14 protein-coding genes are annotated in these 16,249 nt (G+C 51.3%); 6 read left to right on the top strand and 8 right to left on the bottom strand.

The features are described from left to right. Window positions 1-42: 42 nt before the first annotated feature. Together RDO88_RS05185 and RDO88_RS05180 are read left to right on the top strand one after the other, a co-directional pair. Window positions 43-1,719 (top strand): sulfate permease, encoded by a 1,677-nt coding sequence (locus tag RDO88_RS05185; protein WP_307758363.1) that lies wholly within the window; start codon window positions 43-45, stop codon window positions 1,717-1,719. 235 nt (window positions 1,720-1,954) lie between these two features. Continuing rightward, window positions 1,955-3,505, top strand: coding sequence for an AAA family ATPase (locus RDO88_RS05180; protein WP_307758362.1), 1,551 nt, complete (start codon window positions 1,955-1,957; stop codon window positions 3,503-3,505). Window positions 3,506-3,524: 19 nt separating this feature from the next. On the opposite strand, the gene RDO88_RS05175 is transcribed toward RDO88_RS05180, so the two are convergent. Both RDO88_RS05175 and RDO88_RS05170 read right to left on the bottom strand, forming a co-directional pair. Continuing rightward, entirely contained in the window at window positions 3,525-4,106 is a 582-nt protein-coding gene (locus tag RDO88_RS05175; RefSeq protein ID WP_307758361.1) for a hypothetical protein, read from the bottom strand. 13 nt (window positions 4,107-4,119) lie between these two features. Continuing rightward, a complete protein-coding gene (locus RDO88_RS05170) occupies window positions 4,120-4,602 on the bottom strand; it encodes a sigma-70 family RNA polymerase sigma factor (RefSeq protein WP_307758360.1) in 483 nt (160 codons plus the stop codon). 312 nt (window positions 4,603-4,914) lie between these two features. On the opposite strand from RDO88_RS05170, the gene RDO88_RS05165 reads away from it, so the two are divergent. The 3 genes from RDO88_RS05165 to RDO88_RS05155 all read left to right on the top strand — a co-directional run bounded on the left by RDO88_RS05165 (window position 4,915) and on the right by RDO88_RS05155 (window position 7,251). Beyond that, window positions 4,915-5,268 carry a DUF3836 domain-containing protein gene (locus tag RDO88_RS05165; protein WP_307758495.1) on the top strand — a complete coding sequence of 118 codons (354 nt, stop codon included), beginning with the start codon at window positions 4,915-4,917 and terminating at the stop codon, window positions 5,266-5,268. Window positions 5,269-5,349: 81 nt separating this feature from the next. After that, a complete protein-coding gene (locus RDO88_RS05160) occupies window positions 5,350-6,234 on the top strand; it encodes a TraB/GumN family protein (protein WP_307758359.1) in 885 nt (294 codons plus the stop codon). A gap of 117 nt (window positions 6,235-6,351) precedes the next feature. Continuing rightward, entirely contained in the window at window positions 6,352-7,251 is a 900-nt protein-coding gene (locus RDO88_RS05155; RefSeq protein ID WP_307758358.1) for a DNA/RNA non-specific endonuclease, read from the top strand. Here RDO88_RS05155 and RDO88_RS05150 read toward each other — a convergent pair. From RDO88_RS05150 to RDO88_RS05135, 4 genes are all read right to left on the bottom strand, one after another. Next, entirely contained in the window at window positions 7,248-8,132 is an 885-nt protein-coding gene (locus RDO88_RS05150) for a helix-turn-helix domain-containing protein (protein WP_307758357.1), read from the bottom strand. The two genes, RDO88_RS05155 and RDO88_RS05150, sit on opposite strands and share 4 nt — an antisense overlap. 25 nt (window positions 8,133-8,157) lie before the next feature. Further along, on the bottom strand, window positions 8,158-8,778 hold the full coding sequence (locus RDO88_RS05145) for a DUF308 domain-containing protein (RefSeq protein ID WP_307758356.1): 621 nt from the start codon (window positions 8,776-8,778) through the stop codon (window positions 8,158-8,160). A 38-nt stretch (window positions 8,779-8,816) separates the two neighbouring features. Then, window positions 8,817-10,676 carry an ATP-dependent zinc metalloprotease FtsH gene (ftsH, locus tag RDO88_RS05140; protein WP_374043906.1) on the bottom strand — a complete coding sequence of 620 codons (1,860 nt, stop codon included), beginning with the start codon at window positions 10,674-10,676 and terminating at the stop codon, window positions 8,817-8,819. A 145-nt stretch (window positions 10,677-10,821) separates the two neighbouring features. Next, window positions 10,822-11,595 carry a radical SAM protein gene (locus tag RDO88_RS05135; protein WP_307758354.1) on the bottom strand — a complete coding sequence of 258 codons (774 nt, stop codon included), beginning with the start codon at window positions 11,593-11,595 and terminating at the stop codon, window positions 10,822-10,824. Between the two features lie 301 nt (window positions 11,596-11,896). Between RDO88_RS05135 and RDO88_RS05130 the strand changes: the two genes are divergently transcribed. Beyond that, a complete protein-coding gene (locus RDO88_RS05130; protein ID WP_307758494.1) occupies window positions 11,897-12,217 on the top strand; it encodes a cupin domain-containing protein in 321 nt (106 codons plus the stop codon). Between the two features lie 17 nt (window positions 12,218-12,234). Here the strand turns inward: RDO88_RS05130 and RDO88_RS05125 are convergent, their stop codons facing one another. Together RDO88_RS05125 and RDO88_RS05120 are read right to left on the bottom strand one after the other, a co-directional pair. Further along, window positions 12,235-14,244, bottom strand: coding sequence for a helix-hairpin-helix domain-containing protein (locus RDO88_RS05125; RefSeq protein ID WP_307758353.1), 2,010 nt, complete (start codon window positions 14,242-14,244; stop codon window positions 12,235-12,237). A 31-nt stretch (window positions 14,245-14,275) separates the two neighbouring features. Then, a complete protein-coding gene (locus RDO88_RS05120) occupies window positions 14,276-16,087 on the bottom strand; it encodes a family 20 glycosylhydrolase (protein WP_307758352.1) in 1,812 nt (603 codons plus the stop codon). Window positions 16,088-16,249 lie beyond the last annotated feature (162 nt).

Here is a 16,249-nt window from a genome sequence, read left to right as displayed (position 1 = left end):
CAACAAACGTAACAGGTAAAATAAAGTTCTACTAATCAGAAAATGAAAGCGTTCGAATTCAAGCCGAAACTCTACACGGCACTGAAGAATTATTCCAAAGAAATGTTTATGGCCGACCTCATGGCCGGTATCATTGTGGGTATTGTGGCCCTTCCGCTGGCTATTGCTTTTGGTATCGCGTCGGGTGTATCGCCCGAGAAAGGTATCGTGACCGCCATCATCGCGGGTTTCATCATCTCCCTGCTGGGCGGCAGCAAGGTGCAGATTGGCGGACCTACAGGTGCGTTCATCGTCATCATCTACGGCATTATCCAGCAATATGGTGAAGCGGGACTTATCGTGGCCACACTGATGGCAGGCGTCATCCTGGTGCTGCTGGGTGTGTTCAAGCTGGGGGCAGTCATCAAGTTCATCCCCTATCCCATCATCGTGGGCTTTACGAGCGGTATCGCCGTCACCATCTTCACCACACAGGTGGCCGATGTATTCGGCCTTCAGTTCGGTGGTGAAAAGGTACCGGGCGACTTCGTGGGCAAATGGCTGGTGTACTTCCGCCACTTCGACACGGTAAACTGGTGGAACACGCTGGTGAGCGTAGTGAGCATCGCCATTATCGCCCTGACGCCCAAGTTCTCGAAGAAGATACCCGGCTCGCTCATTGCCATCGTGGTGGTGACCGTGGCCGTCTGGCTGATGAAGACTTACGGCGGTATCACCTGCATCGACACCATCGGCGACCGTTTCAGCATCCGTGCCGAATTGCCCAACGCCGCTATCCCTGCATTGGATTGGGAGGCAGTAAAGAACCTCTTCCCCGTAGCAGTGACCATTGCCGTACTGGGTGCCATCGAGTCACTGCTCTCGGCTACCGTAGCCGACGGTATGATTGGCGACAAGCATGACTCGAACACGGAACTTATCGCACAGGGTGCGGCCAACATCATCACTCCGCTCTTCGGAGGTATCCCCGCCACGGGAGCCATCGCCCGCACCATGGCCAACATCAACAACGGCGGCAAGTCGCCCGTAGCCGGCATCGTACATGCCATCGTACTGCTGCTCATCCTGCTGTTGCTCATGCCGCTGGCCCAATATATCCCCATGGGCTGTCTGGCAGGTGTACTGGTTGTCGTATCCTATAACATGAGCGGCTGGCGCACGTTCAAGGCGCTTCTCCGCAATCCGAAGTCGGACGTCACGGTGCTGCTCATCACCTTCTTCCTGACCGTCATCTTCGACCTGACCGTAGCTATCGAAATGGGTCTGGTCATTGCCTGCGTGCTCTTCATGCGCCGCGTGATGGAGACAACGGAAATCTCAGTCATCAAAGACGAGATAGATCCCAGCAAGGAGTCGGATATCGCCACGAGCGAGGAACACCTCATCATCCCGCAGGGTGTGGAGGTATACGAAATCAACGGTCCCTACTTCTTCGGTATCGCCACCAAGTTTGAGGAAATGATGGCGCAGATGGGCGACCGACCCAAAGTACGTGTCATCCGCATGCGTAAGGTGCCGTTCATCGACTCTACAGGTATCCACAATCTGGAAAACCTCTGCCGCATGTCGCAGAAGGAAAAGATTACCATCGTCCTCTCGGGTGTCAACGAGAAGGTACACAAGGTACTGGAGAAATCGGGCTTCTACGAACTGCTGGGTGAGGAGAACATCTGCCCCAACATCAACGTAGCGCTGGAGCGGGCCAAGAAGCTGTTGTAAACAGACGGAAGCCAATCCATCAAACGGATGACGCGGCAAGACATAAAATTCAGAATGCCTGCCACGTCATCCGTTTTTTATTTATATCTTACTAAATCCATGAGCTACAACCTCCTATATGTATCGCTCCAAGGAAAGAGGAAGAAAAAGAATATCGCTTGTCCGTGAAATAAAAATTCCTATCTTTGTAACAGATATCATCTCTGATTCATTGGCAAGTAAATTCAGGTGCGTTATGAAAAGAAACTATCCGGTAGGCATACAAAACTTTGAAAAGATACGTAGTGGAAACTACTGTTACATTGACAAGACAGAACTGATTTACAAACTGGTAAAATCAGGACAATATTATTTCCTGAGCCGCCCACGCCGGTTCGGCAAGAGCCTGCTCATCTCTACGCTGGAAGCCTACTTCCAAGGGAAGAAGGAACTTTTCGAAGGGCTTGCCCTAGACGTACTGGAGAAGGAATGGACGGAATATCCCATCCTGCACCTGGACCTGAATGCACAGAAATATGATACATCTGATAGCTTGTATGGTATCCTCAATGACGCCTTGTGCGGCTGGGAGGCCATGTACGAAACCCGCCCCAGCGAAACCAGCTTGTCCCTACGCTTTCAGGGAGTGATCCAGCGTGCGGCCGAGAAATGGGGCCGTAACGTGGTTGTCCTCATCGACGAATACGACAAGCCCATGCTCCAGGCCATCGGCAACGACGAACTGCTGGCCGACTACCGCAATACGCTGAAGGCTTTCTACGGCGTGATGAAGAGCTGCGACCGCTACATCAAGTTTGCCCTGCTGACCGGCGTAACTAAGTTCAGCAAGGTAAGCGTGTTCAGTGACCTGAACAACCTGATGGACATCTCCATGTCCAACCGCTTTGCCAACCTGTGCGGCATCACGGAAAAAGAGCTGTACAGCAACTTCAAGGAAGACATCATCGAACTGGGACAGCAAAACAAGCTGACCGAAGAGGAAACCAAGGCAGAACTGAAAAAAATGTACGACGGCTACCACTTCGCGGAGGATTGCGAAGATATCTACAACCCCTTCAGCCTGCTCAATACGTTTGCTGAAATGAAGTTCGGAAGCTACTGGTTCGAAACCGATACGCCCACTTTTCTAGTCGAACTGCTCAAGCACAGCCGCTACGACCTGCACCGCCTGACCGAGGAAATGGCCTCCGCCGACTCACTGGGGGGCATCGATACGATGCATACCAACCCGATACCCATCCTGTACCAGAGCGGCTATCTGACCATCAAAGGTTACGACCGCGAGTTCCAAGTCTACTACTTAGGCTTTCCCAACAAGGAAGTGGAAGAAGGCTTCACCAAGTTTCTCCTGCCCCGCTACGCCCATCTGGAGACGGGCAATCCGTCGTTCGAAATCATGAGCTTCGTCAAGGACGTGCGTCAGGGCAACGCGGACGCTTTCCTCCGGCGTCTGCAAAGTTTCTTTGCCGACAGTCCCTACGAACTGGCCCGCGACCTGGAACTGCACTACCAGAACGTGCTCTTCATTGTCTTCAAGCTGCTGGGCTTCTATACGCAGGCCGAATACCATACCTCCATCGGCCGCATCGACATGGTGGTGAAGACCGACCGCTACATCTACGTCATGGAGTTCAAGCTGGACGGCACGGCCAAAGAGGCCCTGCAACAGATTCATGACAAACAATATACCCTGCCCTTTGCCTCCGATTCACGAAAACTGTTTAAGGTCGGCGTGAACTTCAGCAAAGAGACAAGGGGTATAGAAGGTTGGATAGTAGAAGATTAAGAGAGAATGTAGAAACCGACTACTGTTCCTCGAACTGCTCCAGCAGTTCCCTGCATCTTCTCACATGTTTCTTATATTGCAATAGGGTTATCGCAATGGCAACAAGGATGGAAACAACGCCCGACACGGTAATGAGCTGTACGGTAGCAGCATCGTCCGCCAAGGCATACAGGCGCATAAAGATATAGGTGACCATAGCCGTCAGGGGAATGATGGCGGCAATGAGCGACCCTGCATAGAATTTGCGATAACCGGCAATCTTGCCTGTCACCGTCCGCACATCGTCGTCCAGCAGATGGTTCATGCCCAGCTTGCGGCTGACCCACAGGCTGACACCCAAATCGACCAAAGCCCACAACGACACCAATATGCCGAACAGCAGAGGCCAGTCTATGTTGATACAAATCACGATAATCGTGGGTATCGTCAGGACATCACCCAACATCCGGTCTCTGATTTCCTTGCTGACGGCCATCGCAGGGCGTCTTCTGAGGGATTTGAAGAACTTTTCGTTCAGCATTTCCTGCTTTTCCAGCCCTTCCTTAAACACATTATACTCCGATTTCAGCGTCTGAATTTCTTTTTCGATATTGATTTCCATACGATTCATACTTTTAGATGTTAGACATTTTTTTGAGTTGTTCCTTGATGCGGACCAGCTTGAACGAGACATTCTTGACAGAAATACCCAGGATAGCGCCAATCTCGTCGTAGCTCAGGCCTTCGAGCCACAACAGGACCACGCTTCTGTCCACCAGTCCCAATGCATTGATCCGCTTATAAAGCTGCTTTATCTGCAAGTTCTTTTCCAGACTTCTTCCGTCTGAAGGGAAACCTGCGCCCAAGTCCAGCCGTTCGCGCCGCTTCTTCTGGCGGTTGCTGAAGTTGATGCAATAGTTCAGGCTGACGCGGTAAATCCACGTCTTGATGTCGCTCTTCCCCTCAAAGGCATCGAAGCCCTGCCACAAGCGGACGAGAATGTCCTGATAGAGGTCGTTCACCTCGTCCGTATCACTCGAAAACATGTAGCAGACGGTGTAGATGGTCCGCTCATGCTCTCGGATGACAGTTATGAATTGTTGTTCTTTCGCATTCATTTCCGTTGCTGTTTTTACTTGTTAGACCACAATGCGGCCCGAAAACTATACGCGGCCGGCGATTTTTTATCATTTCCCCTTCCATGAAGCCGCAAGGCAAATTAAATGACTTCCCGAAAAAGAAGCAATGTTTTCCATCAAAGAAAGCAATGTTTTAGGGCAAAGAAAGCAATGTTCTGGCAGAAAACAAAGCCGCCTTTCACAGACAACAACCGAAAACGCCTGCAAGTCCTTTCTTTTTTCTCCAACTGGGGAATAAGTTTTCCACAACTGCCCCCGTATTAACCTAAGCTTAACGTAACGTTAACCCGAATCCCCGCCGCACCGCCCTACCTTTGCGACATCGAAACAAAGAAAAAGAAATGTCTAACTCATAAAACTGAAACGAATATGATTACCAATCTCATCATGGCCTCACTGATTTCGGCCGCAGGCGTATCTACCAACTTAGTATATAACGTAAAGATGGAAAACAACCGGCTGACGAACAAGGAGGTGTTCAGCGTGGAAGACGGCAAGTACCTGAAACGCCTCTTCAAGATGGACTTCACCTACAACGCGCAGGGACAAGTGACAGACAAGAAGACCTACGTGTGGAGCGACGCCCGCCAGAACTATATTCTCCAACAGACGGAAACCTTCAACCCGAACGAAGCGCTGAAATAAAAAGCCGGAGAAGTTGCAAGAAACTTCCCTCTTCTGCGACCAATTTATAAAAAGAATCATTTATCCCCAAAGAACACTGCAATGAAAAAGACACTCTCACTCGTGATGCTCCTCTGCATCGCCCTCGGCGCCCAGGCGCAACTGTTATGGAAAGTATCGGGCAACAGCCTCGACCGTCCCTCGTACGTCATGGGTACCCACCACCTGGCTCCCCTCAGCATCAAGGACAGCATCGCAAGCCTGAAGCAGGCAATGGACGAAACGCAACAGGTCTATGGCGAGCTCGTCATGGAGAATGCCATGAAACCCGACATGCTGATGAAGATGCAGCAGGCCATGATGCTTCCCGCCGACACCACGCTGAAAAGCCTCTTCGCTCCGGCCGAATACGACAGCATCGCTTCGGTCGTGAAGACATACATCGGTATGGACCTCGCCCTGTTCGACCGGCTGAAACCCGCCGCCCTCACCACCCAGCTGTCTGTAGCGCTGGCCGCCAAGTCCGTCAAAGGCTTCAACCCGCAGGAGCAACTCGACACTTGGTTTCAGGCACAGGCCAAGCAGGCTGGAAAGAAGGTAGGAGAGCTGGAAAGCATGGAGCAGCAGATAGACGTCCTCTACCGCTCGCAGAGTCTGCAACGCCAGGCCCACCTGCTCTATTGTGCGGCTACCACCATCGACTATGCCATCCTGCAGGCCCAACGCATGACAGAGGCCTACATGAACCAGGACCTCGACACCTTGCTTGAAATCATGGAAGAGAAGCAGAACGACTCCTGCGACAGCACGCCTCAGGAGGAAGACGCCCTGATATACGGCCGCAATACCGACTGGGCCCGCCAGCTGCCCGACATCATGAAGCAGGCCCCCACCCTGTTCGTGGTAGGCGCCGGCCATCTGCCCGGCTCCCGCGGCCTGCTGAAGCTGCTCGAAGTGCAAGGATACACGGTAGAGCCGATGAAGTGACGCAATTTTTCACTACCTTTTGATAAGGCAGGATGCGCCTCAGCAAAAAAATCAAGCAAGCTTGTTTTTTCTGCTTTCGACTTTCACTACCTTTGGAGCCTGAACAAACTCATCGTCATGCCCAAAAGAAAAACGAAGAAGAAAGACTCCAAAGGTCTTCTGTACCTCATCCTGCTGGTGTGTGCCGCCTTCATCGGTTACGGCCCGCTGAGCAATGCCTGGCAATCGGGGCTCATCAGCCTCGACCGTCTGCCGCAAGGTATAAAGTCTGCCGTACAGACAGACAAATCTGAAACACAGACAAACGTCTCTGCCGCCCAAGGCCTTGAAATCCCCGCCCCGATGAAGAGCGCGGACGAAACCATCCTGAAGCGGAAGGGATATACCGTATCCTATAACCGTACATTGAATCTGCCCAACTGGGTGGCGTGGGAGCTGAACCGCGACAAGCTGGTGGAGCGCGAAAGCCGCACAGACAAGTTCCTGCCCGACCCCGACCTGCCCGAGAGCGAGGCCGTCACGACCGACGACTACAAAGGTTCGGGTTGGGACCGCGGCCACATGTGCCCTGCTGCCGACAACCGCTGGCATTGGCGCGCCATGCAGGAAAGTTTCTACATGACCAACATCTGCCCCCAACACCACAATCTGAACCGTGGCGACTGGAAAGAACTGGAAGACCGCTGCCGCGTGTGGGCCGAACAGGAAGGCCGCATCTACATTGTCTGCGGCCCCATCCTCTACAATCAGAAACATCGCACCATCGGAAAAGAGCACAAAGTGACTGTGCCCGAAGCCTTCTTCAAGGTCATTCTGTGCGCCGACAGCCGCCCTCCGCGTGCCATCGGCTTCATCTACAAGAACACCTCGGGTAACCACCCATTGGACAGCTACATCAACTCCGTCGACCAGGTGGAGCGTATCACAGGCATCGATTTCTTCCCCGCCCTGCCCGACGATGTGGAGAAACGGGTGGAAGCGGCATGTGACTGGAAAGAGTGGAAATTTTCAGACTAACGCGTCTTACTTCGAAACATAGAAGGAGAAAACTTCAAATGCCTGCGTACATATTTTGCAAAAAAGGAAACATTGGGAAAATCGAACTCCATCGCTATTTCCTTAATGGTTTTATCTGTATATTTTAACTCGAAAGCAATACGGTCTATCGCATGTTCATTAATCAAAGAGAGTGCTTTCTTTCCGCTCATTCTTTTTACCAAACGCGACAAATAAGTAGGCGAACAACATAACTTGTTCGCATAATAAGTAACGGAACGATGATGACCACTATCCGCATAAAGTTCCTCCACGAACCGTCGGAAAGTATAGGCCGAAGGACTGACCTTTTCCGATCCTTTTGGGGAAGATAACGCCATACTACGGTCGATATCAGACATCATTCCCAAAACAAGGGCGGCAAGCAGGTGCTGCATGATTTCCTCCCGACGGATAATGTCGCCGATAGCCAGCTCGGTAGCTATCAAATCAACGTAACGTAACAAGAGTTCAAAGTTCTTCCCTTCCAGATGCTTCACTGGATGAGACTTCACAAAACGGACAAGATGCCACACATCCGTACCGTTACGAAACAAACGTTGCAGAAAACGGTCAGAAAGTCCCACTACCTTCATCTTACAATCGTTACTCACCGACATCTTTGTTACGGGATTTCCTGACAGGATAATACCGAAATCATGCTCGTACAACGAATACATGTTTCCATTTTGTCCCCATCTGATACAACCAGAGGTACAGAACACCATCAATGAAAAATCCAGTCTGACAGAATCTGTACAACACAAGTATTGCAGACTTTCTGACACAAACAGACAATCATCCGCATAACAAGCTCCAGCTCCTATGCGACACTTCAATTCGTCAATACTTATATTCTTCACACTCCAATCCTTTACCAGCATTACCTCAACCGATGATGACAGCATCCTCTATCCCATCATCTTCATCATCATTCTTTGCCTCTTCTTCCATCAACCTGCGTATCTCCTTGTTGAAACGACGCAACTTAAATGCAAGGACAAAGCGGAAAATTCCATAGAAAAGGAAAGAAAAGCCCAAATAAAAGACAACGAACAATCCTCCAAACACTGGTGACATCAGATAAATGAAAGAAAAAACGAGACTCAGAATATTACATGCCAACAGCCATCCCCATCCTTTGATCTCATATTGTTGCAACTCACACGACTCACCGATGCCGATGATGGAATGAAACAACATCCAAAAACCTATCAGGAAAATCAATCCTGTCGTAACAGCAGGCAGAGGTAACAATACAAGCCAAATACCCAACAACACTTCTATGATACCCCTTGCCAGGCTCCAGCTCCAATAACTGATACGCTTGTGATTGACCGTGGCAAATAGGATGTTCAATACACCTTCTGCCAACAGGGCAGTTACAAAAAAAACGGTAAGCAATGCCAATGAACCACTGGGAGTAACAAAACATCCTACACCCACTGCAACACTAAAAAAACCGATAATCAGTGAAATCCACCAATATCTGATGTCCTTCTTTTCCAAACGAATGATAGAATCCAACATAACCCCAATATTAAAAATTATTTCTTCTGATGTTTACATACAATTGCCATAAACTCTTCGCCCGTAATGGTTTCCTTGTCCAGCAGATAGGCGGCGGCTTCGTGCATGATGTCCAAATGATCGGATATGAGCTTACGAGCTTTCTGATGGGCCTCATCAATCATCTTGAGTACTTCGCGATCAATGTCGGCCGCCGTTTCCGATGAACAGGTCAGTGAACTGTCACCGCCCAGATAAGCGTTGTTTACCGTCTCCAATCCCATCATGTCGTACTTTTCACTCATGCCGTAGCGGGTCACCATTGCACGTGCCAAGCGGGTAGCCTGCTCGATGTCGTTCGAAGCACCCGTCGTGATACATCCCAGCACCACTTCCTCGGCTGCCCGTCCGCCCGTCAGCGTAGCAATGCGGTTGAAGAGATCCTCACGGCTCATCAATACCTGCTCACCCTTATCCACCTGCATGGTATAGCCCAACGCACCCGAAGTGCGGGGCACGATTGTAATCTTGTGGACAGGTGCCGAATGACTCTGCAAAGCGGCTACCAAGGCATGACCTATCTCGTGGTAGGAAACAATTTTCTTCTCTTCGTCCGAAATCACTTTTCCTTTCTTCTGGGCACCTGCAATCACTGTTTCTACACTTTCCTCCAAATCGGCGGTTGTCACCTTGCTACGCCCCATACGTACGGCCCGCAAGGCAGCCTCGTTGACGATATTGGCCAATTCGGCCCCCGACGAACCTGCTGTAGCACGAGCCACGACATCCATATCCACCTTGTCGCACTTCACTTTCTTAAGATGTACGCCAATGATGGCTTTGCGCCCTTCGAGGTCGGGCAACTCCATCTGGATGCGACGGTCGAAACGGCCGGGACGGAGCAATGCCTTGTCCAGGCTTTCAGGCCGGTTGGTGGCAGCCAGTATCACTACGCCCTTACGTCCGTCAAATCCATCCATCTCCGTAAGCAGCTGGTTCAGAGTCTGTTCGCGTTCATCATTGCCACCCAGACCTGTATCGCGTCGCTTGCCGATGGCATCTATTTCGTCGATAAAGATGATACAGGGAGCCTTTTCGTTAGCCTGCCGGAAAAGGTCGCGCACCTTGGCCGCACCCATGCCGACAAACATCTGTACGAACTCCGAACCCGAAATGGCAAAGAAAGGAACTTTGGCTTCGCCCGCCACGGCACGGGCAATCAGTGTCTTGCCTGTACCCGGAGGACCTACCAGCAGAGCTCCTTTGGGAAGAGAAGCTCCGATGTCAGTATATTTCTTGGGATTGTGCAGGAAGTCCACGATTTCGTTCAGGGTCTCCTTGGCTTCGTCCTGACCTGCCACGTCGGCAAAGGTCGTCTTCACATCCGAATCGGCATAAATCTTGGCATCGCTCTTACCGAACGACATGAAGTTGTCACCGCCACTACCCATTCGCGCCTGGATGACTTTGCTGGTCTGCCGCCAGATAAGGTAAAAGATAAGTCCCGGCAGTACCCACATCAATACAAAGTTGAGCAACGGAGAATTTTCCTGCGGTATCACCTGATTGAAAGTTATCTTACCGCCTTCATTGGGACTTTTCGCTTCCAAAAGCCTGTCTACCAGCTGCGGATCGTTGATGGCTCCCGTCTGGTAGGCAGAAGTCTTGTCACCTTCCTGAACAGTAAAATAAATCTGCCCGCTCTCAATGACTACATCCTTTACCAATCCGCTGTCCACCTTGGCTATGAACGTACCATAGTCGGCCGACTTTATCTGACGGCCCGTCAGTGTGGGTACGAGCAAACCGTTAAGGAAAAGAATAATTAAAACGCCGGTCAAAAGTCCCCAATAGGGATTCATCCGTTTCGGTTGTTGGTTCTGACTTTCTTGCTTCATCATGTTGACTTCTGTTTTTATTCGCAAATATCGCAAATACAACTACAGAAAAGATTATCCAAAAAAGACCAAGAATGTTCTAAAAGTCCTACGGCCTCTTTTTAATGTTTAAAGAAAGCAAGAAAGTATTTAAACAGCCTCTTTTTCAGTACGAAACGCTCACCTCAATCCCCGCCTCCTTCACCAGCGCGGCAATGCGGTCGAGCTCTTCGTGCGTAGCCTTCTGCAGGTCGTGGTCGGGCGTCTCGCGGTCGATGGTATAAATCATCACCTGGCGGGGAGCTATCTCCTTTACCTTCTCCAGCCAGGGGAGCACGTATCGGTCGGACGTGTTGTCCATATCCCTGCCCATGTATCCACCTTTGAGGAACATCGTCTGAATGATGCAGCGGCCTTTGAATGCCTTCATGCCTTCAATGATGTCGGCCACGGCATACCGACCTGTCGGACGGTCGAGGTCGCGGATGTAATCTTCGTCCACCGTGTCGAGCTTCAAGATGTTGTTGTCTATCTTGTTGAGTGCGGCAAAGACGGCAGGCTTGTGGATAAAGGTAGAGTTGCTGAGTACACTGACCTTGGCATTCGGGAAATAGCGGTCGCGCAGAGCCAGCGTATCGTCGATAATTTCGGCAAAGTGAGGATGGGCCGTCGGCTCTCCGTTGCCGGCAAAGGTCAGTACATCAGGCGCAGGACCGTTGGCCTTCATATCCTGCAGGCGGGCTTCGAGTGTCTGGCGCACTTCCTCACGCGTCGGACGGGGAAGTTTCGGACGGAAATCTTCATTGAAGCCACATTCGCAATAAATGCAGTTGAACGTACACAACTTGCCGTCGGCAGGCATCAGGTTGATGCCCAGCGACACTCCCAAACGACGGGAGTGAACAGGCCCGAAGATGGGCGAAGGATAAATAACAGTCATACGATTACGCAAAATTCTATTTTTCCTAACAAAGGTGATTACTTTTTATGAGAAAACGAAGCATTTATCTCACTTTTCTTTCAAAAACCAGCTGAAAGAATGTATATTTGCAAACGAGTTAATATCATAAAACACTATTCAAATGAAACAGATCAAGATTCTAGCCTGTGCATTTGCCGCTCTGTGCGCTACGAGCAGCTGTACACAACCTGCCAAGCAGGAAAATCAGGAAACATCCGACAAAGCTTGTACCGAAAAAACATGTACCGCCAAGGAAATCACGCATCGCAGCAATGTCTTCATGTACGAAAAGGACATGGAATGGGAACCTGCCGGCGAAGGAGCCACCCGTCAGATTGTGGGTTACAACGACGACATCATGATGGTCAAGGTAAAATTCGAGAAAGGCGGTATCGGAGCTGCCCACAAGCATAAACATACCCAAGTGACATACGTGGCCAGCGGTGCATTCGAATTTACCGTCGGCGACGAGAAAAAGGTAGTGAAAGCAGGCGATGCAATCTATATGGAGCCCAACGTGGAGCATGGCTGCGTCTGCCTCGAAGCAGGTCTGCTTATCGACTGCTTCAGCCCTTACAGAGACGATTTCCTGAAGAAATAAGTGTCATCGCTCACACATCAGAATTTCAGTCGGACTTGTACCTGCAGGTCCGACTTTTTGTTTCCACGTATCAAGTCGTTGCCCGACCCTATCTCCTCCCTGTCCTGATAGAGGGTTTGCCCGAACTTGGCTATCAGCATCAGCCAGTCGCGGAAGTCGTAACGCAGGTGGGCGGAGAAGCGGAAGCCGCGGCCATAAAAGGAAGGCGTGTAGAAGGTATACAGCAACCCTTTCTCGTAGGCATAGACACGCGAGTCGTAGTCGTCGGTATGGAAATAGGTGCCCTGCAACGTGGCGGCCAGCGGAAGAGAAGGCAACTGCACGCCACACATCTGCGTGACCTGCCATCCCTGGCTGTACTGAAGCGGTGCCTGGACAAAACGGTTGTAGTCGGCAGTGGTACGCAGGCTCCACAAGCCCTGCGTATAGTTGAGCCGATAGCGCACCTTGTGATGCCGGGTAGGCAGAATGGTTTCGCCGCCGCTGCCTGTCACATCCCTCTCCTTGCACTTGAGGCGGTAGTTGGCGTACATCGACCACCGTTTGTTGGGAGTAAAGGTTACCTGAAACATGCCGTCCACTCCTTGCGACGGCTTGCTGATGCGGTACTTCCACCAGGGAAACGAAAACAGGTCGACCGACGCAAAGAAACGCCAACGGGCAAAAGGCGATGCTTCGCCGGCCAGATACCAGCCGTTTTCGTTCTGCAAAGCACTGCTTTCTCCAAACGAATGGGCAAACATCCCCCAATAGTCGTGCGAATAGTAGCGGTGGATAAGCATCACCTTATACTGCCCGCCTGCCTGATAGCGGAGCTGGTTGAGGAAGGCATATCCCTGCTTGCCCTTGGCTGCCTCACCCACCCAGGCGAAACGCCCCGAACGGTAGGCATAATCCACACCGGCGTTGTAGAAATGATTGCCCCGCAGGTTGTAGCGGGCATACTTACGCAACGCAGGTTCGTAGGGACGGTCGAAGAAGTAATAGAGCCCTGTCGCACCCACTTTCAGATGTGTACCTTCGTAGGTAACGTTTCCACCTGCCGCCTGCATCACAAAGGCATGCCGCTTGGCCGCTTCCTTGGTCGTGCGATGCAGGCCAGTCTTGTAGATGGAAGTGATTTCGCCGTCCTCCACCACGCCGTCCAGGTTACGGTGCGAATAGAAGGCCGATGCCCTCCAGCGGGAAGCCAGACGGACAGTGGCCCCTACTCCACGGAAATAATTGTACTCGTCGGACGAACTATGCTTGCGGAAGCCTTCCGTGCGATACTCCGCCGTAGCCAGCGAAAAGGTCTTGCCCAACCCGAATCCGTTGCCCAGCACCAGCCCTTGCCCGAAACTTACCTTATAGTTACCCACGGCCAATGCTTCGAGCCTGCCCCACCCCTTCAGCAGAAGGTAAAACGAATAATAGTCATATCCCTGTCGGTCGTGCAGGGCAAAGAAAGGCTCGCCCGCATCTTTCTCGCCCGTCACGCCTGCCTGCAGGCGGTCTCCATAGCGGAAACTGTAACGTAACGAATGATAGACGGAAGGCCCCAGATAGTCTTTCTCATACCCCTTGCGCGTGTAGAAGGGAATGTCGAAGCGGGTTGTCGCTTCGTGCTTGCCATACTTCCAGATATTTTTGAACGAAGGATAATGCGTCTCTTCCTCCGAAGGACGGACGCAGACAAAGGGAAGCAGATGGTCAATGGTTTCCTTGTCCATCTCCTCCACCAGCTGGAGTTCGTACAGCGTCTGCATCGCTCCATGCACGTAGACATAGGCCAGCAGGTTTTCTACCTGCTCTTCCGACAGGAAGGGGAACTGCTCCAGCTGCTCGCGTGTAGCCGTGTTCAGGTTCAGCTTCTGCTTCATCCGTCGGGAGAGTTCCTCCAGTTCGTCTTCCCAGTCGGTACTTTCGGCTTCGGCGGCCAGCTGCTCCAGGTTTTCCTCCCAAAGCATCAGGTCGGGTGTCTGCGCCTGCAGGGTCAGGCCCCACAGGCACAGCATGCATCCGATTCCTATCTTGATGTATTTCATAGAGGCAATCCCTCGCCGGGCCGGATAATCATCACTTCAAGATTACTTCCTTCAGGATGGGCCAACAGGTATGTTGCCCTGTAATCTGAATCTTCACACCCTTGATAACCTTTCCACCCAACTTGGCCGAAGCTTCGCCCAAATCGTTGAATGTACCGACCTTCACAAAGTTTTCACCGTCTTCCGTAACCAGCAGGTCGGCTTTGGTGATGTAGTCTTTCGAGTCGCCCGAAATCACCTGGATTTCTTCCACCTTTGTCGGTTCTCCCAGCTTGATGGTGAAATAATGTTCGGGACCTACCGACAAGCCTCCCCAGAAGAACGTATTGCTCTTGCCGTCGAAAGCATATTCTGCATGATACGGATGGGCTGTCGGGATGTTGGTCTCGATAAAGGCATGACGCACCAGTGCCGGTTTCTCTTCGGTCGGTACAAATTCCTTCTCGTTCATGGCGTCGTCTTCATAATAGTTGATGCCCAGCTTCTCCATAACGGGATAAAAGTTCGTAATGCGTTCATAGAAATTCTCCCAATCGCGCTTGTCCTTCGGCGACCAAAGCACTTCGGCCATGGCGCACATGCGGGGATAAAGCATCCATTCCACCCTGTCCTGCGTGGCGATACGCTCCGTCCACAGAGCAGCCTGGCCGCCTTTGACGAGCGGCAACTTGTCGGCCGTCACCTCTTCCGATACCGGATCCCATTCGTATACTTTTCGGGTTGAGTTGCCGGCATAGCCCCAATCGAAGTAACAGCCATGCTGCGGACACATCACGACGGGTATGTTACGCTCCAAGGCTTTCAGCTGGTTGGGCGTACCCTTGTCTCTCCACACGGTCAGCATGTCCTGAGGTGTCGCGGCATTGCGGTCGTTTATCTCGTCCCAGCCTACCATAACCTTTCCATGTGCACGGACTATCTCGCCCAACTTGCGCGTAAAGTAATCCTGCAACTCGCCCGGATGTTTCATGTTTTCACGCTTGAACAATGCCTGACACTTGGGACACTTCTCCCAAACGGCCGTAGGCACTTCGTCGCCTCCCAGGTGAATGTAACGCGACGGGAAGATTTCTGTCAAGGTCTTGACCACCTCTTCTGCAAACTCCAGCGAAGCGGGATTGCCTATACAGATCATGGTCTCTCCTCCCCGCCTGCGCTTGTTCAGGGCACGCTCTTCGGGATAGGGTTCGAACTGCCCGCCATTGCACGACAGCTGCGGAAGTGCCGACATCAGCGCGATGGCATGGCCGGGCAGGTCGACTTCGGGGACAATCTCAATGCCACGGTCGGCAGCATATTTTACAATCTCCTTCAAGTCTTCCTTGGTATAGAATTTGCCCGACAATTCAGGAAAATCGGGATAGAACGTTCCTTTTTCTGTCAGTTCAGGATATTTGTCCATGGCCAGACGCCAGGCGTTGTTGTCAGTAAGATGCATCTGCAGGCGGCTGAACTTGAAGAAAGCCAGATGGTCGATGGTTTCCTTCAGGTTTTCCACCGTCCAGAAGTGGCGGCTGCAATCCAGCATCAGGCCCCGATAACCGAAGCGTGGCTTGTCCAGTATGGTCAATGCCGGCAGCTTGGCATCGACAGCCGTCAGTACCAGCTGGTGCAAGGTACTCCACGCATGGTTCAATCCGGCCACATCGGCTGTTTCGATGCTCACGCCGCCCGACGTGACAACCAGTTTATAGGCTTCGGCAGGCATATCAACGTTTTTCGTAACACTTACCGACGGATTTTCCTGTACAAACACTACATCCAGACCAGAAGTCTTGCGCAGGTCATCGGCAAACAAGGCAGCCGTCGCCTTCCACTCATCGGGACACTGAATGCTCTTCAAGTTAGACCCGCATTTGAAATATACAAATTGGGAACAATCCTATTAAATAGAAAATCAAAGAAAAATAAAGCATTATGCACTAATATTCAATATATTATAAACACACACTTAGTTAATTCTATTTAATCGGATTGAAATAAATTCGGGATGATTGGGAACAAT

This window comes from uncultured Mediterranea sp. (assembly GCF_902493215.1).
GTDB lineage: Bacteria > Bacteroidota > Bacteroidia > Bacteroidales > Bacteroidaceae > Bacteroides.
Note: the sequence above shows the minus strand (reverse complement) of the source record. Positions and strands in the feature narration are given on the sequence as shown.

What these genes read in the sequence shown, in the direction of transcription:
- RDO88_RS05185 (WP_307758363.1), top strand. Translation starts at nt 43, where the DNA reads ATGAAAGCGTTCGAATTCAAGCCGAAACTCTACACGGCACTGAAGAAT.
- RDO88_RS05180 (WP_307758362.1), top strand. Translation starts at nt 1,955, where the DNA reads ATGAAAAGAAACTATCCGGTAGGCATACAAAACTTTGAAAAGATACGT.
- RDO88_RS05175 (WP_307758361.1), bottom strand. Translation starts at nt 4,106, where the DNA reads ATGGAAATCAATATCGAAAAAGAAATTCAGACGCTGAAATCGGAGTAT.
- RDO88_RS05170 (WP_307758360.1), bottom strand. Translation starts at nt 4,602, where the DNA reads ATGAATGCGAAAGAACAACAATTCATAACTGTCATCCGAGAGCATGAG.
- RDO88_RS05160 (WP_307758359.1), top strand. Translation starts at nt 5,350, where the DNA reads ATGAAAAAGACACTCTCACTCGTGATGCTCCTCTGCATCGCCCTCGGC.
- RDO88_RS05155 (WP_307758358.1), top strand. Translation starts at nt 6,352, where the DNA reads ATGCCCAAAAGAAAAACGAAGAAGAAAGACTCCAAAGGTCTTCTGTAC.
- ftsH (WP_374043906.1), bottom strand. Translation starts at nt 10,676, where the DNA reads ATGAAGCAAGAAAGTCAGAACCAACAACCGAAACGGATGAATCCCTAT.
- RDO88_RS05135 (WP_307758354.1), bottom strand. Translation starts at nt 11,595, where the DNA reads ATGACTGTTATTTATCCTTCGCCCATCTTCGGGCCTGTTCACTCCCGT.
- RDO88_RS05130 (WP_307758494.1), top strand. Translation starts at nt 11,897, where the DNA reads ATGTACGAAAAGGACATGGAATGGGAACCTGCCGGCGAAGGAGCCACC.
- RDO88_RS05125 (WP_307758353.1), bottom strand. Translation starts at nt 14,244, where the DNA reads ATGAAATACATCAAGATAGGAATCGGATGCATGCTGTGCCTGTGGGGC.